Below are 20,574 nucleotides of genomic sequence, written 5' to 3' on the forward strand. Positions count from 1 at the left end.
AACGAATGATTGAATATAGCATGCAGGACTCCAGTATGAATCCAAATAGCTCCGGCGTAGAAACCATTGATGACAAGCAGTTTTACCAACTAGGAAGTAATTTATTGCAGTCTATCGAGGTGGCATTAGAGGCTGCTGACGATGCATTGGATCTTGATTTAGATATCGAGCGCCAAGGTGGAAATGTCATCAACATTCGTTTTAAGGACAAAAGCGTCATCGTGGTGAATACTCAGCCCCCCTTGCATGAGATTTGGGTTGCAGCGAAGTCGGGCGGATACCACTATCGTTGGGCTGGCACTGTAGCAAAACCGCTGTGGCTCGATACTAAAACCGGTAAAGAGCTCCTGAGTGATCTAACTGAGTTTGCGAGTGCCCAGGCAGGCCTGCCCGTCAAAATTAGCTTGATTTAAGTCGCGCCAGTAGCGCTTAGTGTTTCAATGACTTGAGCATCAGCTACGCTTTGAATCTGGGCTTTACCGATTTTTTCTAAAACAACATAACGGATTTGCCCACCCTCAGTTTTTTTATCAACCTGCATGAGCTCCATATAGCGTTCAGCACCAAACTTCGGTGGCTTAATCGGTAAGTTCATGGATTGAATAATGTTGGTGAGGCGCAGAACATCAGCTTCGCTAATGTAATTCAGGCGACGGGATAAGTCTGCGCCAAGTACCATTCCGCAACCCACTGCCTCACCGTGTAACCATTCACCATAGCCCATACCGGCTTCAATTGCATGACCAAAGGTGTGACCAAAGTTTAGGGTCGCACGAATACCGCCTTCTCTTTCATCGGCAGAAACAACTGCAGATTTAATTTCGCAAGAACGTAAAACCGCATGACCCATAGCTTCTGTATCACAGGCTAATAATGCTGTTGCATTAGCTTCAATCCAATCTAAAAATTGAGCATCTGCAATAGCGCCGTGTTTGATTACTTCAGCAAGACCTGCAGAAAGCTCTCTTGGAGGGAGTGTTTTTAAAGTGTTGAGATCAGCAATCACTGCAGCGGGCTGATGAAAGGCGCCAATCATGTTTTTACCTAAGGGATGATTGATGCCAGTCTTGCCACCAACTGATGAGTCCACTTGAGCCAGTAATGTGGTGGGTACTTGAATAAAGCGAATGCCGCGCATAAAGCTCGCTGCAGCAAAGCCTGTCATATCGCCGATCACTCCACCACCCAAAGCTACCAACATCGTTTGGCGATCAGCACCAAACTTTAAAAGATCATCAAAAATCAGTTGGAGGTTTTTCCAGTCTTTATAAGACTCACCGTCAGGCAGAACAATTGTTCTAACCGGCTTGCCAAAGATATTAAGGGTCTTTGTAAGGCGCTCAGCATAGAGTGGCGCAACTGTAGTGTTGCTAACAATGTAGATAGAGGTCGCTTTTTCACAGGCACTAAATAAGCTTGCTTGATCAATCAGATCTGTACCGATATAAATTGGATAGCTGCGATTGCCGAGATCAACTTCAAGTGTTTTCATCATGGTGCCGATATATTTAAGCGGAAAGTTCAAGCTGCATAATTAAAGTATTAACTAGTTGATTAACGCTGGGTTTGCCAGTCTCAATCACATGATTGGCGATTTCGCGGTAAAGGGGGTCGCGAATGGCATATAAATTCTCCAGGATTTTTTTAGCATCACCATTTTTGAGTAGGGGTCGTCCCTCGCCACCTTTAGTGCGATGCCAAAGCTCCATTGGATTTGCATGAAGATAAATGACGGTACCGCGCTCGCTTAAGGCCTGACGATTTTCAGGTAACAGAATTGCACCACCACCAGTAGCCAAAATAATGTTTTGCTCAGCAGTAATTTCACGAATGGCTTGCGCCTCTCTTTTACGAAAACCCTCCTCGCCTTCCATTTCAAAAATGACGGGGATTTTTACACCACAGCGATCTTCGATAACATGGTCAGCGTCCAGAAAGCGACGACCCAATTTTTTTGCCAAGACTTTACCGACGGTCGACTTCCCGGCGCCCATCAGGCCGATCAGAAAGATATTGTTTGTCGAAGAGTTCACCCCTCGATTTTATTAGGGTTTGTCGAGAACGGTCGGAGTTAAAAAGACAAGTAGCTCAGTTTTATCTTGTAATTTGGATTTATGGCGAAAAAAATGACCAATGAGGGGTATATCGCCCAGTAAGGGGATTTTGACTTCATCTTGACGCTCAGTTGTTTGGAAGATGCCGCCAATAATGGCTGTCCCGCCGTTTTCAACGGTGACCTCTGAGCTCAAGCTTTTGGTATCAATCGCATAACCTTGCTCTGTTTTCATGCCTACAGTATCTTTATTAATGCCCACCAGCATTGAAATCTTTCCATCTGGATGGATTTTAGGAAGTACCTCAAGACGCAGATTTGCTTTTCTGAATTGCAATTTACTGCCATTTTGGTTGGAAGTTTGGTAGGGGAGTTCAGTGCCCTGTTCAATCGTGGCCTTTACTTGGTCACCAGTCATGATGCGGGGATTGGAGAGAATTTTTCCCTGACCCTCAGATTCCAAGGCAGAAAGTTCTGCTTGAAGAATGCGGCTAGCATTTTTTGAGACGAGGGTTGCGGCCATAGTAGCTGGATTAAAGCCGCTTAATCCAGCACCACCTAAATCCATATTACCGCTCAGTTTTTGGTCTGGCTTGCCGCCAATGCCATTAGCTTGGTATCCAAGCTTGACTCCTAGTTCTCTGGCAAAGCGCTCATCTGCTTCGACTATGCGCGCTTCTATGAGAATTTGCCTAGGGCTATTAATGTGATCGCCACCAAAAGGAAGTGCAGCATCTTCCCGCCGGTATTTCTGAAAGGCCTGGATTTCTGCATGGGGCCCAATCCAATAGATTTCTCCATTCCGTACGAGCCTTAATCCGCGGCTAGCCAAAATAGAGTGGAGCGCTGTTTGCCAAGGAGTATTTCTGAGATCTATCGAAATCTTTCCTGTAATCGACTCGCTCAATAAAAAATTGGTATTTCCCAATTTGGCCAATGCTTGTAGAAGTTCTGTAATTTCAATATCAGTGAATTGCAGGCTGATAGGAGTCAGAAAATGATCTTGCGACGGTGGATTTCCTCCTGCCGTATTGCTTGATAAAAATATCAAAACTAGCAAGCATGTGTTGAAGTGTTTTAAGTATTTCCAGATGCAACTTGTGTAGAGCTTCATTCGCTTTTAGACGCCTTGAGGACGATTGATTTGCCTTGGGTGTGGGTTAGGGTGACGAGCTCCTTTTCAATATTGCTAAGACGCCAATCCCCCAAAACCTGAGCGCCTTTTGCAAAGACAAGATGGCTTTTCCCTGTATGGAAATAGGCCTGATAAGAGGGGCCCATTTGGGAGCTCCCAAGGTAACGCCAGCGACGGAGTTCCGGCTCATGAGGGGGTGCCTGAGGCTTGCTGAAAACTCGTATTTCCGGCTTTTTATCTCTTATAGAGTGAATGCTTACTTCTATTTCATCGATTGCCAAATATAGGTCATCTTGATCCTGGTGAATTTCATCCCGCATTAATAAGAGTTCCTTTTTTAGCTCAGAGATTTGTTTTTGGGATGTCTCAAGAGCGCTTTTGGTGTCATTGGTAAGGGCTTGATGGGCAATCAAAAAACCGACTATTGCCGCAATGAAGACCGCAATGAGAAGGATGGGGCCCGTAAATCCTTGGAGAGAATCTTTGAGCTGAATCTTGCTTAAGGGCTCTCTAAAGAGATTTACTTTGCTATGACTTTCGGGTCTAGGTGTAGTCTTTTGTTGGGGAGGTGGTTTGCGTATTCCATGGGGGTCGGGAATAGCGGGGTCATCACCAAGGTCACTCAAAATTTCATCAAAGGACTGGCTGGAAATATGGCGTGAAGGCATGTCCATATTCTTCTGTTTTGAGAGATCAATATCTATCGGCTAGGCTTGAACCCTGGGTCAGAAATTGAGCCTTCACAATTTGCAAAACCAGGTTTTTGGAGCTTTTAAGGAAATTGCCTAAGCACCCTATAATTTGGAGATATGGCCTTACCTCCAAAAGACAAGCCGCTAAACCAGCGTCCCATTCGTCCATCCGATAGACGTCCTCGGCAAACACGATTTGAGCCTGGCTTACCACGTAAGAATTCAAGCAATCCGCTCGTAAAGGCCCTATTGATCATCGGCGTAGTTTTTGCTTTGGTGGTCATGCTGCTAATGGGCTATGCCTTTTTAGTAGCAAAGCCCAATCTTCCCAAGATTTCTGCATTAACGGATTACAACCCTAAGACACCGCTGCGTATCTATACGGCAGACAAAGTTTTAATTGGTGAGTTTGGAGAGGAGCGTCGCAAGGTAATCCCCTTAAATGAAATTCCGCAAAGCATGCGCAATGCCGTTTTAGCGATTGAGGATGATCGCTTTTACTCACATGGTGGCGTGGACTACATCGGAATTTTGCGGGCTGCAGCAACCAATTTGCGCGGCCACCTCTCGCAGGGTGCCTCAACCATCACGATGCAGGTGGCACGTAACTTCTTCCTAAGTAATGAAAAAACCTTCAGTCGCAAAATATATGAAGTACTGCTTGCTTGGGAAATTGAGTCTCAGTTAACCAAAGACAAAATTCTGGAAATTTATATGAACCAGATTTTCTTAGGTCAGAGGGCTTACGGTTTTTCCAGCGCAGCGCAGATTTACTTTGGTAAAGAACTAAAAGACATCACGATTGCTGAGTCAGCTATGCTGGCTGGTTTGCCAAAAGCACCATCAGCCTACAACCCGGTCAGCAACTTCCGCCGTGCCAAGATTCGTCAAGAGTACATTCTTCAGCGCATGCGCGATCTAGGCTACATCACCCCGGAAGATTATCAAAAGGCGATGATTGAGGAATTGCATATTCGTGGCTTGGGCAATGAATTCGCAGTACGTGCTGATTTTCCTGCTGAGATGGTACGTCAATTGCTTTTCACCCAATATGGTGAGGCAATCTATTCGCAGGGGATCGACGTCTACACCACCATCCTCAAGGCCGATCAAGACGCTGCTTATAAAGCAGTCCGCCGTGGTATTTTTGAATACGATTTACGTCACGCTTATCGTGGCCCAGAAGGTTTTATCGATCTTCCTGAAGACACAGTGAAGCGCCAGCGTGCAATTGACGAAGCCCTGCTTGCTTACCCACAGTTAGATGATCTGCAGTCCGGTGTTGTACTAGACGTTAAGCCAAAAGAAATGCAAGTCATGATTGCTACTGGAGACACTATCACTATTAAAGGGGAGGGAATGAAATTGGCATCCGCTTCCCTCACCGATAGCACCCAACCCAAGAAACGTTTGCGTCCTGGTGCAGTAGTGCGACTGTTGTCTGATGGAGGGGTTTGGAAATTAGCACAGCTGCCGCAAGTTGAGGCTGCTTTTGTGTCCATGAATGCTGAGACGGGCGCGATCCTGTCATTGGTGGGTGGTTTTGATTTCCGTCGCAATCAGTTCAATCACGTCACTCAAGCCTTACGTCAGCCTGGCTCATCTTTTAAGCCGTTTATTTATGCTGCAGCCATTGAAAAAGGTTTCACCCCCAGTACGATGGTGAACGATGCGCCACTGTCAATCGGAAGTATGGAAACAGGTAGCCAAGCTTGGCAACCAAAAAACTACGATGGTAAGTATGACGGCATGATGCGTTTGCGTAATGCTTTAGCTAAATCGAAGAACTTGGTTTCAGTTCGCATCATTCGCGCTATTGGGCCTTCATATGCACAAGAATATATTCAGCGTTTTGGTTTTGAACCAGAGAAGCATCCCCCTTATTTAACAATGGCATTGGGTGCGGGCTCTGTAACCCCATTGCAAATGGCTTCTGCATATAGCGTGTTTGCTAATGGCGGCTACCGTGTAGACCCATTTTTAATTGACAAGATGGTGGACTCCAAAGGCACCGTTATGTTTGAAGCGAAGCCTACTCGTTCTGGCGAAGATGCGCCTCGTGTTCTTGATGCGCGTACAGCCTTTGTCATGGATAGCATGTTGCAAGAAGTCACAAAGTCTGGCACCGCAGCCTCAGCACGCGGCAAGTTAGGCCGCAGTGACATCGCCGGTAAAACTGGAACTACTAACGATTCCCATGATGCTTGGTTTGCTGGCTACAGCCCTAAAGTGGTGGCGATTGCCTGGATTGGTTTTGATAAGCCTGCAAGCTTAGGTGATCGGGAAACGGGTGGCGGACTTGCTTTACCGATGTGGATTTCTTATATGTCGACCGCATTGAAAGATAGTCCGCAGATATCACGTGAAGTGCCGAGTGGGGTTACTCAAGTGGACGGTGACTGGTTTATTCCAGAATTCTCCAACAATGGCGGTGTGCGCGAACTGCAATAGTTCGTCTCTAGCATGGCACGGCAAGCTCGCACAGTAATACCAGGTCAAGCGATGCATGTGATGGTCCGCGGTAATAATCGCGAAACATTATTTTTTGGCGACACAGATCGGCGTGCTTATTTGGAGTGGTTGCGCGAAGCCGCAAGGCAGTTTGGCTGCGCAGTTCATGCCTTTGCATTGATGCCTAACCATGTGCATTTACTCATGACGCCCCAAAGCGAAGATTCGCTTGCAAAGACCATGCAATCTCTTGGACGTCGTTATGCTCAATACTTCAATCAGCAGCACCATCGATCCGGAACTATTTGGGAAGGTAGATACCGCTCATCTCTCATCGATCCAGATTATTTTCTGCGCTGCCAGCGTTATATAGAGCTCAACCCTGTCAGAGCTGGATACGAATCTAATCCTCAAAGCTCTAGTTGGACTAGCTTTGCAACCCATATAGGGGGCAACGCAGAGCCTTGGTTGGTAGACCACCCTTACTTTTGGAAGTTGGGTAATACCCCTTTTGAAAGGCAGATGAGTTGGTCTAACTTCGTTAAAGAGGGTGCACCTCATTGGGAGGATCGCCAAATCACAGAATCTTTGATTCGATCAAAACCCTGGGTGAGTGATATTTATGCAAAAAAACTCTTTAAAGACACGCCCGAACTTACCTTAATTCGCCATCGTGGACGCCCTAGAAAAATAATTACAGCAAATTCAATAACTTAAGAAGCTTACAAATTCTCTAAAACATCAATAGGGTCTTGAATCTCGCGACTCTGTCCCCATATATAGAATACATATTGGTGCGACATCTAAATAAATGGGACAGACTCATTTTATTTCTATTGCATCAGTATGGGTATTCACCTATATTTGATCCTCCAAAAGTAATCAGGCCTTTGTCGCCCCTCGGAAATACTATGACTACACAATTAAATTCAAATCTTCGCCCAATCGCTCACGGTTTATATGACCCTGCTAATGAGCATGACGCATGCGGCGTAGGATTCGTTGCGCACATCAAAGGAAAAAAATCCCATGAGATCGTTTCGCAGGGTTTACAGATTCTGGAGAATCTAGATCACCGTGGAGCGGTTGGTGCCGATCCTTTAATGGGAGATGGTGCTGGCATCTTGATCCAGATTCCAGATACTTTGTATCGCGAAGAAATGGCTAAGCAAGGCGTGACATTGCCACCATTAGGTGAGTATGGCGTTGGTATGATTTTCTTGCCAAAAGAACATGCTTCACGTTTGGCATGCGAGCAAGAATTAGAGCGCACCGTGCGCTTGGAAGGCCAAGTTGTTTTAGGTTGGAGAGATGTTCCGGTAGATGTGAAATTACCGATGTCTCCTACAGTGCAGATGACTGAGCCATTTATTCGTCAAATTTTCATTGGCCGCGGTCGTGACATCATGACAACAGACGCGCTTGAACGGAAGTTATATGTCATTCGCAAAACTGCAAGTCATGCAATTCAAGATTTACATTTGAAGCATGGCAAAGAATATTTCGTTGCTTCAATGTCTGCTAGAACCATTGTTTATAAGGGTTTGCTGTTAGCGAACCAAGTGGGCGCCTATTACCAAGACTTGCAAGATAAGCGCACTGTATCTGCACTTGCTTTAGTACATCAACGTTTCTCTACCAATACTTTCCCTGCTTGGGAATTGGCTCATCCGTATCGCATGATTGCACATAACGGTGAGATCAATACTGTTAAAGGTAACGTTAATTGGGTGAATGCACGTGAGGGCGCAATTAGCTCCCCAGTACTTGGTGACGACTTACAAAAACTCTGGCCTTTAATTTATCCAGGCCAATCAGACACTGCTTGTTTTGATAACTGTTTAGAGTTGTTGGTAATGTCTGGCTATCCATTGGCCCAAGCCATGATGATGATGATTCCTGAGGCGTGGGAACAGCATGCATTGATGGATGACAATCGCCGTGCTTTCTATGAATACCATGCGGCCATGATGGAGCCCTGGGATGGTCCTGCAGCAATGGCATTTACTGATGGTCGTCAAATCGGCGCAACTTTGGATCGCAATGGATTGCGTCCAGCACGTTACTACGTCACCGATGATGATTTAGTCATCATGGGTTCTGAAGCTGGCGTTTTACCTATTCCTGAAAGCAAGATCGTTCAAAAATGGCGTTTGCAACCAGGCAAGATGTTCATGATCGACATGGAGCAAGGCCGCATCATTGATGACGTTGAACTCAAGAATGCGGTTTCTAAGGCCAAGCCATATAAGAGCTGGATCGATGCAGTTCGTGTGAAGTTAGATGAAGTTGATGCCAGCAAGGCAGACTTGATTGACGAGAAAATGACGATTCGTCCGGCGGCCAAATTATTAGATCGCCAACAAGCCTTCGGTTACACACAGGAAGACATTAAATTCCTGATGGCCCCAATGGCCACGAATGGTGAGGAGGCTATTGGTTCCATGGGGAATGACAGCCCATTGGCTGTTCTTTCTAATAAGAACAAGCCGCTCTACAACTACTTCAAGCAATTATTTGCTCAGGTTACGAATCCTCCAATCGATCCGATTCGCGAGAATATGGTCATGTCATTAGTGTCATTCATCGGTCCAAAGCCGAATTTGTTAGACACCAACAATATCAATCCACCAATGCGCTTGGAAGTCAGTCAGCCGATTTTGGATTTTGATGACATCACCAAGATTCGTCATATTGGACATTACACCAACGGCAAGTTCCGTTCTTATGAGTTAGATATTTGCTATCCAGCAGCATGGGGTAAAGCAGGTATTGAGGCACGCTTAGCTTCTTTATGTGCTGAAGCGGCAGATGCTGTGCGTTCTGGTTACAACATTTTGATTGTGAGCGATCGTCAAGTTGATGAGAAGCACGTGGCTATTCCTGCTCTGTTGGCTACTTCCGCAATCCACCAACATTTAGTGCAAAAAGGTTTGCGTACTAGCGTTGGTTTGGTAGTTGAAACTGGTAGCGCACGTGAGACACATCACTTTGCTCTCCTTGCTGGCTATGGTGCAGAAGCTATTCATCCGTACCTTGCTATGGAAACTTTGGCTGAAATGGCTAAAGGTTTATCCGGTGATTTGTCCGCTGAAAAAGCAGTGAAGAACTTCGTTAAGGCCATTGGTAAGGGCTTGCAAAAAGTCATGTCCAAAATGGGCATTTCCACTTATATGTCTTACACCGGTTCACAGATTTTTGAAGCAATTGGTTTAAATCACGACATCATCGATCAATACTTCAAAGGCACTCCATCAAACGTAGGCGGTATTGGTGTATTTGAAGTAGCTGAAGAAGCCTTGCGCATGCATACATCTGCATTTGGTAACGATCCAGTCTTGACCAATATGCTCGATGCTGGTGGTGAATATGCTTTCCGTGTTCGTGGTGAGAACCATATGTGGACTCCAGATACGATCGCGAAGTTACAGCACTCGACGCGTATTGGTGCGGAGAAGGGCTATCAGACTTATAAAGAGTACGCCAACATCATTAATGATCAAACTAAGCGCCAAATGACTTTGCGTGGTTTGTTTGAATTCAAGATTGATCCAGCTAAAGCGATTCCATTGGATGAAGTGGAGTCTGCCAAAGAAATCGTCAAACGTTTTGCAACGGGCGCGATGTCTTTAGGTTCTATCTCTACCGAAGCACACGCTACTTTGGCGATTGCCATGAACCGTATTGGCGGCAAGTCTAATACTGGAGAAGGCGGTGAAGATCCAAACCGTTATGTGAATGAGCTCAAAGGCATTCCAATCAAGAAGGGCGAGACTTTAGCCAGCATCTTGGGTAGTGATGTTGTTGAAGCCAATATTCCATTGTTGGACGGTGACTCATTACGCTCCAAGATTAAGCAGGTTGCTTCAGGTCGCTTTGGTGTGACTACTGAATATTTACGCTCTGCTGATCAGATTCAGATCAAGATGGCGCAAGGTGCTAAGCCTGGTGAAGGTGGTCAATTGCCTGGTGGAAAAGTTTCTGACTACATCGGTAAGTTGCGTTTCTCAGTGCCGGGTGTTGGTTTGATTTCTCCTCCTCCGCACCATGACATTTACTCCATTGAAGATATCGCACAATTGATTCATGACTTGAAGAATGTGAATCCAAAAGCTGACGTTTCAGTGAAGTTGGTATCTGAGGTTGGTGTTGGTACGGTTGCTGCTGGTGTTGCTAAGGCAAAGGCTGATCACGTGGTGATCGCTGGTCATGATGGCGGTACTGGCGCATCTCCATTGTCTTCAATCAAGCATGCTGGCTCCCCATGGGAACTCGGTTTGGCGGAAACGCAGCAAACATTAGTTCTAAATGGTTTGCGTAGTCGTATTCGTGTTCAGGCTGATGGTCAAATGAAAACGGGTCGTGACGTAGTGATTGGTGCTCTATTGGGCGCTGATGAGTTTGGTTTTGCGACCGCTCCATTGGTGGTTGAGGGTTGCATCATGATGCGTAAGTGTCATTTGAATACCTGCCCAGTTGGTGTTGCTACACAAGACCCAGAATTGCGTAAGAAATTCTCAGGCAAGCCAGAGCACGTTGTGAACTTCTTCTTCTTTATCGCAGAAGAAGCTCGCGAGATCATGGCGCAATTGGGTATTCGTAAGTTTGATGACTTAATTGGCCGCGTTGATTTGTTAGATACCCGCAAAGGTATTGAGAACTGGAAAGTACACGGCTTGGATTTCAGCAAGATTTTTGCTGAGCCGCAAGTTGCTGCCGAAGTTCCACGTTACCAAGTGCTGACACAAGACCATGGTTTGGCTAATGCACTAGACAATATCTTGATAGAGAAGAGTGAGCCTGCATTAGAGCGTGGTGAAAAGGTTTCCTTCATTGTTCCTGTGAAGAACGTAAATCGGACTGTTGGCGCAATGCTCTCCGGCGAAGTTGCACAGCGTTATGGTCATGCAGGTTTGCCTGATGACACGATTCATATTCAATTGAATGGTACTGCTGGTCAAAGCTTCGCGGCCTTCTTGGCGCGCGGCATCACTTTAGATCTAGTGGGAGATGGCAATGACTATGTCGGTAAAGGCCTATCAGGTGGTCGTGTAATTGTTCGTGCTCCCCATGAGTTCCGCGGTGATACAGCGAAGAACATCATTGTTGGTAATACCGTTCTCTACGGTGCGATTGCAGGCGAAGCATTCTTCAATGGTGTAGCTGGGGAGCGTTTTGCTGTTCGTAACTCTGGCGCAACTACTGTTGTTGAGGGTACTGGGGACCATGGTTGCGAGTACATGACCGGTGGAACCGTCGTTGTATTGGGCGCTACAGGCCGTAACTTCGCTGCGGGTATGAGCGGTGGTATTGCTTATGTTTACGACGAAGATGGATTATTTGATAAGCGTTGCAATACCAGCATGGCTACCTTGGAAAAAGTACTTCCATCTGCTGAGCAAATTGCCAAGATGCCGAAATCTGAGTGGCACGCCCCAGTTGATGTCAAAGATGGCGGCGAGCGCGTGACTGATGAGCAAATTTTGAAGGGCTTGATTGAGCGTCATTTCCGTCACACTGGCTCTGAGCGTGCAAAAGCGATCTTGGCTGACTGGGAAAACGCCCGTGGTCGTTTTGTGAAGGTTCTCCCAACTGAGTACAAACGTGCTCTAGGTGAGTTATGGGAAAAAGCCCAGAACAAAACTGTTGCAGCTTAAGTCACTCAATTAAACAGATAGATATTAAGAAAAGATACTAAGGATTCGATATGGGTAAGGTCACTGGATTTATGGAGTTTGAGCGCGTTGATGAGACGTACGAAGTACCGGTTAAGCGCCTCCATCATTACAAAGAATTTGTTGCTGCGTTAACTGATGAAGAAGCTAAAGTTCAAGGTGCACGTTGTATGGATTGCGGCATTCCGTTTTGCAATAGCGGCTGTCCAGTGAATAACATCATTCCTGACTTTAATGACTTGGTATTTCAGAATGACTGGAAGAATGCATTGGATGTTTTGCAATCAACCAATAACTTCCCAGAATTCACTGGCCGTATCTGTCCGGCGCCTTGTGAAGCTGCTTGTACTTTGGGCATTAACAGCACTGCAGTAGGTATCAAATCTATTGAGCACGCCATTATCGATAAGGGTTGGGAGAGTGGTTGGGTTAAGCCTCAACCATCCAAGACCAAGACTGGCAAAAAGGTAGCGGTTGTTGGCGGCGGACCTGCGGGTATGGCGGCTGCGCAGCAATTGGCTCGGGTTGGTCATGATGTAACCGTATTTGAAAAGAACGATCGTGTTGGTGGCTTACTGCGTTATGGCATCCCTGATTTCAAAATGGAAAAATGGTTGATTGATCGTCGTGTCGAGCAGATGCAGGCTGAAGGCGTCAAGTTTGAGACAGGTGTATTCGTTGGCAAAGAAGCGGTTGGTATAGAAGTAAAAAATTACTCTACTAAAACTGTTTCACCAGAGCAGTTGATGAAAGATTTTGATGCGGTAGTGATTACTGGTGGCGCAGAGCAACCACGAGATTTGCCAGTACCAGGCCGTGAGTTGGCTGGCGTGCACTATGCATTGGAATTCTTGATTCCACAAAATAAAGAAAATGCTGGTGACTTTAAAAATGAAATCCGTGCAACCGATAAACATGTAGTGGTTATCGGTGGTGGTGATACAGGTTCAGATTGTGTTGGCACCTCAAACCGTCACGGCGCAACGAAGATTACTCAGTTTGAGTTACTCCCGCAGCCACCGGAAGTAGAGAACAAGCCATTGGTCTGGCCATATTGGCCAACGAAGTTACGCACATCCTCATCTCATGAAGAGGGTTGCGAGCGCGACTGGTCTGTTGGAACTAAGCGTTTTGAAGGCAAAAACGGCAAAGTCGAGAAACTCATTGGTGTGCGTTTGGAGTGGAAAGACGGCAAGATGTCAGAAGTGCCAAACTCTGAATTTGAGATCAAAGCAGATTTAGTGCTTTTGGCTATGGGATTTGTCTCCCCAGTACAACAAGTATTGAATGCATTTGGCGTGGATAAAGATGCTCGCGGTAATGCAAAAGCGACAGAAGATGGCCAAAATGCTTATCAAACTAACGTTCCAAAGGTATTTGCTGCGGGTGATATGCGTCGCGGACAGTCTTTGGTGGTCTGGGCAATTCGCGAAGGACGCCAGTGCGCCCGTTCAGTAGACGAGTATTTAATGGGGTCTTCTGTTTTACCTCGATAATATCGAGGATATGAACAGTGGTCAGCCAAACTCCTTGGATGTAAGCAAGCAAGCTGCAGGTGAAGTTGTCGTCTCTATCAAGGACGTCGACTTTTCCTATGCCCCGGGAGAGCGGCAAATTTTGTCCGGACTCAATATGGAGTTTCGGCGTGGTCAAGTAGTGGCAGTGATGGGTGGTTCTGGTTGCGGTAAGACCACCATTCTGCGTTTAATTGGTGGTCAATTTACCGCCCAATCTGGACAAGTGCTGTTTGAAGGTCAAGACATTGGCAAGATGACTGGCGCTGAGTTGATGGCAGCCCGGCGTCGCATGGGAATGTTATTTCAGTTTGGCGCCTTGTTCACCGACCTCAGCGTTTTTGAAAACGTTGCCTTTCCCCTGCGTGAACACACAAACCTCAGTGAAGAATTATTGCGTTCACTAGTGTTGATGAAGCTCAATGCTGTTGGTTTACGTGGGGCGCGTGACTTAATGCCTGCACAAATTTCCGGTGGTATGGCAAGGCGAGTTGCCCTTGCTAGAGCGATTGCATTGGATCCGCCGCTCATCATGTATGACGAGCCATTTGCTGGTCTTGATCCTATTTCATTGGGTATCACTGCGCGCTTAATTCGTGACCTTAATAATGCCCTGGGAGCCACGAGTTTATTGGTGACGCACGATGTTGAGGAGACTTTTGCGATTGCTGATTATGTTTACTTTATCGCCAACGGCCGTATTGGTGCAGAGGGAACACCTGAGGAGTTGAGTCGCTCTACAGATCCTTTCGTTAGGCAATTTTTAGATGCTGCTCCAGATGGTCCTGTGCCTTTCCACTACCCTGGCATGAGCCTTGAAGAAGATTTTGGGGTGGGTGCCTAATGACTGCGCTTCTCAATCTATTTGGCGACCTTGGGTTTTTTGTTCGCCGTAATTTAAGTAGTCTTGGTTTGGCTGCACGCATGTTTGTCGCAGTGATTGTGCGCTCAGGATTCTTGCTGAAAAGACCGCGTTTAGTCATTGATCAAATTTTATTTGTCGGTAATCACTCTTTTGTCATCATTGCGGTATCAGGATTATTTGTTGGCTTCGTACTTGGTTTGCAGGGGTACTACACCCTGAACCGCTATGGTTCAGAACAAGCACTGGGTTTATTGGTTGCCCTCTCGTTAACGCGTGAATTAGGCCCTGTCATTACTGCTTTGTTATTCGCTGGTAGGGCCGGTACTTCTTTAACAGCAGAGATTGGTTTAATGAAGGCCGGCGAACAATTGACCGCTATGGAAATGATGGCAGTGGATCCGCTGGGTCGTGTCATTGCACCCCGTCTCTGGGCGGGCATTATTTCAATGCCCATCTTGGCAACAATCTTTACAGCAGTGGGTGTATTGGGCGGCTATCTCGTTGGTGTGCCACTCATTGGGGTAGATTCCGGCGCCTTTTGGTCCCAGATGCAGGGTGGAGTCGATCTGTTTTCTGACATTGGCAACGGCCTCATTAAAAGTATGGTGTTTGGTGTCGCTGTGACCTTTATTGCGCTCTATCAAGGCTATGAATCTAAACCTACGCCTGAAGGTGTTTCGCAAGCGACTACCCGTACGGTGGTGATCTCTTCCTTATCGGTTTTAGCATTAGATTTCTTGCTAACCGCGATGATGTTTTCTAATTAGAAAGAATAAACTGGGGCTCTTATGAGAAAAAGTGCAATTGATGTTTGGGTTGGAATTTTTGTTGCCATTGGTTTGCTGGCAGCATTATTCCTCGCACTGAAGGTTGGCAATATGAATGCAGTGTCATTTGCCCCCACTTACAAAATTTCTGCACGCTTTGACAATATTGGCGGTCTAAAGCCTCGCGCACCTGTGAAAAGCGCTGGTGTAGTAGTTGGCAGAATTGCAAATATCTCTTTTGATGACAAAACCTATCAAGCTACAGTGGTGATGACTATTGAAGATTCTTATAAATTTCCAAAGGATTCATCTGCTAAGATTTTAACTTCAGGTTTATTGGGTGAGCAGTACATTGGGCTTGAAGCGGGTGGCTCTGATGATATGTTGACTAATGGAGAGAAGATTTCTCAAACCCAATCAGCGATTGTTTTAGAAAATCTCATTAGCCAGTTCCTTTATAACAAAGCAGCAGATAGCGGACAAGAAAAGGGCGCAGCAAAATGATGTTGTCTGTTCTTTGCAAGCTCAAGAAAGTATTTTTACTGGGTTTGATCGTCAGCATGGTTGGCTGTGCATCGATTCCTGCGGGTGCAGAGCGCTCCCCTCAAGATCCTTGGGAGCCATTCAACCGCTCGGTATTTGAATTTAACGAAGGCTTAGATGCTTATGTTCTAAAGCCGGTGGTTGCTGGCTATCGTTTTGTATTACCCGAATTTGTGCGTGATGGCATTTACAACTTCTTTAGTAATTACAGCGATATCTATACGGCTCTTTATAACTTATTGCAAGGTAAGCCAGGCGACGCTTTTAATGATCTCGTCCGGGTGTTTGTTAATACAACTATGGGCCTAGGCGGCCTAATAGATTTAGCTACCCCTGGTGGTCTTGAAAAGCATAAGGAAGATTGGGGTCAAACCTTGGGTGTTTGGGGCGTGCCCTCAGGGCCATACGTGGTTTTACCTTTCTTCGGCCCAAGCAATGTCCGCGATACCTTTGGTACCGCAGCTGACTTGGAGTCTGATTACTTGTTTAGATTGTTGCCAAACGTTGCCCTACGAAACAGCTTGACTGGTTTGCGTGTGGTGAATGCTCGTAATACTTATTACGAAGCAGGTGATTTGCTTGATGGTGCTGCAATTGATAAATACAGTTTTGTGCGGGATGCGTACATTCAAAGACGGGCATATCAAATTAATGAGGGTCGCGATGATGAAGACTCTCCCATACCTGTTTACGAGAATCCATACCAATAAGACGCAAAAACAAGCAACAGGCAACTAGCAACATAGTTTGATGTGAATAAAATAGGCTTCAATTTAGATAAAGATGGTGGCAGGAATATGAAAAGCTTTAAACAAATCTTCAGTTTTATTTTTGCAGGCCTATTGCTCTCTGCCAGCACTGTGTTTGCTCAAACACCTGATCAATCAACCCCTCCGGACGCTCTAATTAAGATGGTGGTTACTGAGGTGATGGCAGCAGTTAAATCTGATCCCGATATTCAAAAAGGGAATATTCCCAAGATTGTGGATTTAGTTGAAAAGAAAATTGTTCCATATACCGATATGCGGCGTACTACGGAAATGGCAATGGGGCCCAATTGGAAAAAGGCCTCGCCTGAGCAACAAGCTCAACTGACCACTGAGTTTAAAAATCTACTCATTCGTACTTATTCTGGTGCACTGAGCCAATTGCGTGATCAGACTGTGCAATTTAAGGCCTTACGTGCGGCACCAGACGATAAAGAAGTGGTTGTGAAGACAGTGGTGCTTGGTCGTGGCGATCCAGTTCCTTTGGATTACCGCCTGGAGAAAACAGCCAATGGCTGGAAGGTATACGACATGAACATCATGGGGGTTTGGTTGGTTGAGGCTTATCGCAATCAATTCTCCAATCAAATCAGTCAAAACGGTATTGAGGGTCTGGTGAAGTTCTTGCAAGATCGTAATAAACAATTAGCCACTGCTAAGCCTGCTAATTAATTGTTAAGCGCCCATATCATGCCTTTTCTTTTGCCAAAAATGATTACGCAAGCAAATGCTTTGCAGCTGCAAAAAGAAGGCTTGTTAAATATCCCAAATTTGCGCTCGATAGATTGCTCAGAATTAAAAGACTTTGATTCGACGGTATTAACGGTATTGTTGGCGTGGCAGAACAAGCTCAAGTCTGAGGGGCAATCTATTGCCGTAGAGCATGCGCCAGAAAAGTTAAAAGTTTTAGCTGGGGTTTATGGTGTTGCTGCATTGCTAGGTTTGTAATGGCGATGCATTCTGCAATATCGATTCAGAATATATCTAAACAGTACGGAGCGCTCCAAGCTTTAGATGATGTTTCTCTGATTATTGAGCCTGGAGAATTTTTTGGTTTGCTGGGGCCGAACGGCGCTGGCAAGACAACATTAATTTCAATATTAGCTGGCTTAGTAAAGCCTAGCCATGGCCACGCAGCCATTATGGGCGCGGATGTGCAAAAGGGCTTTCGTGAAGCACGCCGCATGCTCGGAGTAGTTCCCCAGGAGTTAGTCTTCGACCCCTTTTTTACGGTTCGTGAGACATTGCGTTTTCAATCGGGCTACTTTGGTATACGGAATAACGATGCGTGGATCGACGAGATTATCGGTAATCTTGATCTCACTTCTAAGGCCGATAGCAATATGCGCTCTTTATCTGGCGGTATGAAGCGTCGCGTGCTTGTTGCACAGGCTTTAGTGCATAGACCACCAGTCATTATTTTGGATGAGCCCACTGCTGGTGTAGATGTTGAGTTGCGTCAGTCGCTGTGGCAATTTATCAGCCGCTTAAATCAAGATGGTCATACGATTGTTTTGACTACGCATTATTTGGAAGAGGCTGAGGCTTTATGCCAGCGTATTGCCATGCTAAAACAGGGCAAGATTGTGGCGCTCGATACAACAGCAAATTTATTAAGCCGTTACGGATCTGTCAAAAAAGATGGTGAAGGTAAAACTGATTTAGAAGAGGTCTTCGTCAATATCATGTCTGGGGGTGCCCTATGAAGCATGGACTAAATAGGCCTGCTTTGGAATACGGCAGTGGCTTCCCAAATTTATTGTTTAAGGAAGTAAAGCGCTTTTATAAGGTGGCCTTTCAGACAGTGGCTGCGCCAGTTCTCACGGCCGTGCTCTATCTGATGATCTTTGGACATGTGCTTGAGGGCAGAGAAGTGTATGGCCGCTTAAGTTATACCGCTTTTTTAATTCCTGGCTTAGTGATGATGAGCGTTTTGCAAAACGCTTTTGCAAATACTTCCTCTTCTTTGATTCAGTCAAAAGTCACGGGCAATTTAGTATTCGTTTTATTGGCCCCCTTAAGTCATTTGGAGTTTTACGCTGCTTACATACTGGCAGCGGTATTTCGAGGTATTGTGGTTGGTCTGGGCGTCTTAATTATTACTGCCTACTTTGCATTCCCAGCACTTGAATATCCATTGTGGATTTTGGTATTTGCTTTCTTGGGTGCTGCGATTTTAGGAAGTCTTGGCTTAATTGCTGGTATCTGGGCAGATAAATACGATCAATTAGCTGCCTTTCAGAACTTCATCATCATGCCTGCAACGATGTTATCGGGTGTCTTCTACTCCATTCACTCTTTGCCGCCAGCCTGGCAGGTGGTATCCCACTTCAACCCTTTCTTTTATATGATTGACGGCTTCCGCTATGGATTCTTTGGAGTTTCAGATAACTCCCCTTGGAGTAGCCTGGTAATCGTGTTCTGTTTTTTTGTAGCGGTGTCAGTGATTGCTTTGCGCTTGCTTCAAAAGGGCTATAAGCTGCGTTATTAATTGTTTACACCCTGGTTTATTAGGAGAAGAAATGCTACCCACCCCAGAACAAATTGAAGGCTATATCAAGCAGGGTATTAACTGCACTCATATCCAGGTTGAGGGTGATGGGCAGCACTTTTTTGCCACTATAGTGAGCCCTGAGTTCGAAGGCAAACGTTTAGTACAACGTCACCAATTGGTATATGGCGCAATGGGCGATCGCATGAAAGCAGAGGTTCATGCTTTATCGATGAAGGTGTTCACGCCCGAAGAGTTTACGCAAAATTCAGCAACATAAAAACGCATCATTACTGATTGCACATTAATTACTAAGTTTTCACTGGAATCGTTTCATGGATAAATTACGAATGGTTGGCGGCACACCCCTCAAAGGTGAGGTAGTGATTGCTGGCGCTAAGAATGCTGCTTTGCCAATTCTGTGTGCTTGTCTGTTGACCGATCAACCAGTGGTATTGCGTAACGTTCCTGATTTGCAGGATGTACGCACCATGCTCAAACTTCTGCAAGAGATTGGTGTGACGGTAGACTTTCCAAGCGCTAATGATCGTAGTCATATGGTGTTAAGTGCGGCTGTTATTAAGAGTTCAGAAGCCACGTATGAAATGGTAAAGACTATGCGCGCCTCCATCTTGGTGCTTGGTCCTTTGCTAGCCAGAATGCATAGCGCTAAGGTTTCATTGCCAGGTGGATGCGCTATTGGCGCACGTCCAGTAGATCAGCACATCAAAGGTTTGAAAGCAATGGGCGCTGCTATCAAGATTAAGAGTGGCTATATCCAGGCAGAAACAAAGCCACAATCTGAACGATTGAAGGGCGCCTCCATCTTGACCGACATGATCACCGTAACCGGTACTGAGAATTTATTGATGGCCGCCACTTTGGCATCTGGTACTACGGTTTTAGAAAATGCTGCGCGCGAGCCTGAAGTAGGTGACTTGGCGGAATTGTTAGTAAAGATGGGCGCAAAAATTTCAGGAATTGGCAGTGATCGTTTGGTGATCGAGGGAGTTGAAAAACTGCACGGCGCAGAACATTCAGTGATTCCAGATCGTATTGAGGCAGGAACATTTTTGTGCGCAGTGGCTGTCACTGGCGGAGAGATCACTGTTAAGCATTGTCGTCCCGATACTTTGGATGCTGTCATCGTGAAGTTAAAAGAAGCTGGTCTGCAAATGGAAATTGGCCCTGATTGGATCAAGGCATCAATGCAGGGTCGTCCAAAAGCGGTTAATTTCCGTACTTCTGAGTACCCCGCCTTCCCAACCGATATGCAAGCGCAGCTGATGACCGTCAATGCAATCGCATCCGGTAATTCCACTATTACCGAAACCATTTTTGAGAACCGCTTCATGCATGTTCAGGAGCTCAATCGTTTGGGTGCAGATATTGCCATTGAAGGTAATACTGCAATTGCTCAAGGGGTGGAAAAGCTCTCAGGTGCAATTGTGATGGCGACCGATCTTCGAGCCTCGGCCAGCTTGGTGATTGCTGGATTGGCTGCTCAGGGCGAAACCCAAGTGGATCGTATTTACCATTTGGATCGCGGCTATGACCGCATGGAACATAAGTTAACCCTCTTGGGCGCCAATATTGAGCGCGTAAAGTAAGGCTGATGGAT

General features: G+C 45.9%; 18 protein-coding genes and 1 pseudogene. 15 read left to right on the forward strand and 4 right to left on the reverse strand.

What is annotated here, in order from left to right; translation table 11 throughout:
* Positions 1 to 35: 35 nt before the first annotated feature.
* Positions 36 to 413 carry an iron donor protein CyaY gene (gene cyaY / locus AOC20_RS00475; protein WP_215360624.1) on the forward strand — a complete coding sequence of 126 codons (378 nt, stop codon included), beginning with the start codon at positions 36 to 38 and terminating at the stop codon, positions 411 to 413.
* Here the strand turns inward: cyaY and aroB are convergent.
* From aroB to AOC20_RS00495, 4 genes are read right to left on the reverse strand one after another with little or no spacing between them, the layout of a single operon-like run.
* Positions 410 to 1,492, reverse strand: coding sequence for a 3-dehydroquinate synthase (gene aroB, locus AOC20_RS00480; RefSeq protein ID WP_215362047.1), 1,083 nt, complete (start codon positions 1,490 to 1,492; stop codon positions 410 to 412). The genes cyaY and aroB overlap by 4 nt on opposite strands.
* Positions 1,493 to 1,508: 16 nt before the next feature.
* The gene (locus AOC20_RS00485; RefSeq protein WP_285896900.1) at positions 1,509 to 2,033 is read right to left on the reverse strand and encodes a shikimate kinase; all 525 of its coding nucleotides are present in this window, start codon (positions 2,031 to 2,033) and stop codon (positions 1,509 to 1,511) included.
* A gap of 12 nt (positions 2,034 to 2,045) precedes the next feature.
* On the reverse strand, positions 2,046 to 3,167 hold the full coding sequence (locus AOC20_RS00490; protein WP_251373111.1) for a secretin GspD/PilQ domain-containing protein: 1,122 nt from the start codon (positions 3,165 to 3,167) through the stop codon (positions 2,046 to 2,048).
* The gene (locus tag AOC20_RS00495) at positions 3,164 to 3,862 is read right to left on the reverse strand and encodes a PulJ/GspJ family protein (protein WP_215360625.1); all 699 of its coding nucleotides are present in this window, start codon (positions 3,860 to 3,862) and stop codon (positions 3,164 to 3,166) included. The genes AOC20_RS00490 and AOC20_RS00495 overlap by 4 nt, the downstream gene beginning before the upstream one ends.
* 135 nt (positions 3,863 to 3,997) lie before the next feature.
* On the opposite strand from AOC20_RS00495, the gene AOC20_RS00500 reads away from it, so the two are divergent.
* The 14 genes and pseudogenes from AOC20_RS00500 to murA all read left to right on the forward strand — a co-directional run bounded on the left by AOC20_RS00500 (position 3,998) and on the right by murA (position 20,563).
* Complete coding sequence (locus tag AOC20_RS00500) at positions 3,998 to 6,331, forward strand: penicillin-binding protein 1A (RefSeq protein WP_215360626.1); 2,334 nt, start codon at positions 3,998 to 4,000, stop codon at positions 6,329 to 6,331.
* A 12-nt stretch (positions 6,332 to 6,343) separates the two neighbouring features.
* Positions 6,344 to 7,048 (forward strand): transposase, encoded by a 705-nt coding sequence (locus tag AOC20_RS00505; protein ID WP_215360627.1) that lies wholly within the window; start codon positions 6,344 to 6,346, stop codon positions 7,046 to 7,048.
* 194 nt (positions 7,049 to 7,242) lie between these two features.
* Entirely contained in the window at positions 7,243 to 11,988 is a 4,746-nt protein-coding gene (locus AOC20_RS00510; RefSeq protein ID WP_215360628.1) for a glutamate synthase-related protein, read from the forward strand.
* A 50-nt stretch (positions 11,989 to 12,038) separates the two neighbouring features.
* Positions 12,039 to 13,502, forward strand: a complete 1,464-nt coding sequence (locus AOC20_RS00515) for a glutamate synthase subunit beta (RefSeq protein WP_215360629.1) — start codon at positions 12,039 to 12,041, stop codon at positions 13,500 to 13,502.
* Between the two features lie 10 nt (positions 13,503 to 13,512).
* A complete protein-coding gene (locus tag AOC20_RS00520; protein ID WP_215360630.1) occupies positions 13,513 to 14,364 on the forward strand; it encodes an ABC transporter ATP-binding protein in 852 nt (283 codons plus the stop codon).
* Positions 14,364 to 15,152: a lipid asymmetry maintenance ABC transporter permease subunit MlaE gene (gene mlaE / locus AOC20_RS00525; protein ID WP_215360631.1), complete on the forward strand. Its 789-nt coding sequence runs from the start codon at positions 14,364 to 14,366 to the stop codon at positions 15,150 to 15,152. Before AOC20_RS00520 ends, mlaE begins: the two co-directional genes overlap by 1 nt.
* A 21-nt stretch (positions 15,153 to 15,173) precedes the next feature.
* Entirely contained in the window at positions 15,174 to 15,656 is a 483-nt protein-coding gene (mlaD, locus tag AOC20_RS00530; RefSeq protein ID WP_215360632.1) for an outer membrane lipid asymmetry maintenance protein MlaD, read from the forward strand.
* On the forward strand, positions 15,653 to 16,405 hold the full coding sequence (locus AOC20_RS00535; protein ID WP_251373112.1) for an MlaA family lipoprotein: 753 nt from the start codon (positions 15,653 to 15,655) through the stop codon (positions 16,403 to 16,405). The genes mlaD and AOC20_RS00535 overlap by 4 nt, the downstream gene beginning before the upstream one ends.
* Before the next feature lie 87 nt (positions 16,406 to 16,492).
* Entirely contained in the window at positions 16,493 to 17,134 is a 642-nt protein-coding gene (locus AOC20_RS00540; protein ID WP_215360633.1) for an MlaC/ttg2D family ABC transporter substrate-binding protein, read from the forward strand.
* A gap of 18 nt (positions 17,135 to 17,152) precedes the next feature.
* Complete coding sequence (locus AOC20_RS00545) at positions 17,153 to 17,410, forward strand: STAS domain-containing protein (RefSeq protein ID WP_215360634.1); 258 nt, start codon at positions 17,153 to 17,155, stop codon at positions 17,408 to 17,410.
* A 5-nt stretch (positions 17,411 to 17,415) separates the two neighbouring features.
* Positions 17,416 to 18,099: pseudogene (locus AOC20_RS00550) on the forward strand (ABC transporter ATP-binding protein); the annotation flags it as partial.
* A gap of 65 nt (positions 18,100 to 18,164) precedes the next feature.
* On the forward strand, positions 18,165 to 18,953 hold the full coding sequence (locus AOC20_RS00555; protein WP_215360635.1) for an ABC transporter permease: 789 nt from the start codon (positions 18,165 to 18,167) through the stop codon (positions 18,951 to 18,953).
* A gap of 31 nt (positions 18,954 to 18,984) precedes the next feature.
* Positions 18,985 to 19,233: a BolA family protein gene (locus tag AOC20_RS00560; protein WP_215360636.1), complete on the forward strand. Its 249-nt coding sequence runs from the start codon at positions 18,985 to 18,987 to the stop codon at positions 19,231 to 19,233.
* Positions 19,234 to 19,288: 55 nt separating this feature from the next.
* Positions 19,289 to 20,563: a UDP-N-acetylglucosamine 1-carboxyvinyltransferase gene (murA, locus tag AOC20_RS00565; protein WP_215360637.1), complete on the forward strand. Its 1,275-nt coding sequence runs from the start codon at positions 19,289 to 19,291 to the stop codon at positions 20,561 to 20,563.
* The last annotated feature ends 11 nt before the right edge of the window (positions 20,564 to 20,574 follow it).

The organism is Polynucleobacter ibericus (assembly GCF_018687955.1).
GTDB lineage: Bacteria > Pseudomonadota > Gammaproteobacteria > Burkholderiales > Burkholderiaceae > Polynucleobacter > Polynucleobacter ibericus.

Bases quoted from the DNA above. Each gene is read 5' to 3' on its own strand.
- AOC20_RS00535 (WP_251373112.1), top strand. From the start codon at position 15,653: ATGATGTTGTCTGTTCTTTGCAAGCTCAAGAAAGTATTTTTACTGGGT.
- AOC20_RS00495 (WP_215360625.1), bottom strand. From the start codon at position 3,862: ATGGACATGCCTTCACGCCATATTTCCAGCCAGTCCTTTGATGAAATT.
- AOC20_RS00560 (WP_215360636.1), top strand. From the start codon at position 18,985: ATGCTACCCACCCCAGAACAAATTGAAGGCTATATCAAGCAGGGTATT.
- mlaE (WP_215360631.1), top strand. From the start codon at position 14,364: ATGACTGCGCTTCTCAATCTATTTGGCGACCTTGGGTTTTTTGTTCGC.
- AOC20_RS00555 (WP_215360635.1), top strand. From the start codon at position 18,165: ATGAAGCATGGACTAAATAGGCCTGCTTTGGAATACGGCAGTGGCTTC.
- AOC20_RS00540 (WP_215360633.1), top strand. From the start codon at position 16,493: ATGAAAAGCTTTAAACAAATCTTCAGTTTTATTTTTGCAGGCCTATTG.
- AOC20_RS00500 (WP_215360626.1), top strand. From the start codon at position 3,998: ATGGCCTTACCTCCAAAAGACAAGCCGCTAAACCAGCGTCCCATTCGT.
- AOC20_RS00510 (WP_215360628.1), top strand. From the start codon at position 7,243: ATGACTACACAATTAAATTCAAATCTTCGCCCAATCGCTCACGGTTTA.
- aroB (WP_215362047.1), bottom strand. From the start codon at position 1,492: ATGAAAACACTTGAAGTTGATCTCGGCAATCGCAGCTATCCAATTTAT.
- AOC20_RS00490 (WP_251373111.1), bottom strand. From the start codon at position 3,167: ATGAAGCTCTACACAAGTTGCATCTGGAAATACTTAAAACACTTCAAC.
- AOC20_RS00520 (WP_215360630.1), top strand. From the start codon at position 13,513: ATGAACAGTGGTCAGCCAAACTCCTTGGATGTAAGCAAGCAAGCTGCA.
- murA (WP_215360637.1), top strand. From the start codon at position 19,289: ATGGATAAATTACGAATGGTTGGCGGCACACCCCTCAAAGGTGAGGTA.
- AOC20_RS00515 (WP_215360629.1), top strand. From the start codon at position 12,039: ATGGGTAAGGTCACTGGATTTATGGAGTTTGAGCGCGTTGATGAGACG.
- AOC20_RS00545 (WP_215360634.1), top strand. From the start codon at position 17,153: ATGCCTTTTCTTTTGCCAAAAATGATTACGCAAGCAAATGCTTTGCAG.
- AOC20_RS00505 (WP_215360627.1), top strand. From the start codon at position 6,344: ATGGCACGGCAAGCTCGCACAGTAATACCAGGTCAAGCGATGCATGTG.
- mlaD (WP_215360632.1), top strand. From the start codon at position 15,174: ATGAGAAAAAGTGCAATTGATGTTTGGGTTGGAATTTTTGTTGCCATT.
- cyaY (WP_215360624.1), top strand. From the start codon at position 36: ATGAATCCAAATAGCTCCGGCGTAGAAACCATTGATGACAAGCAGTTT.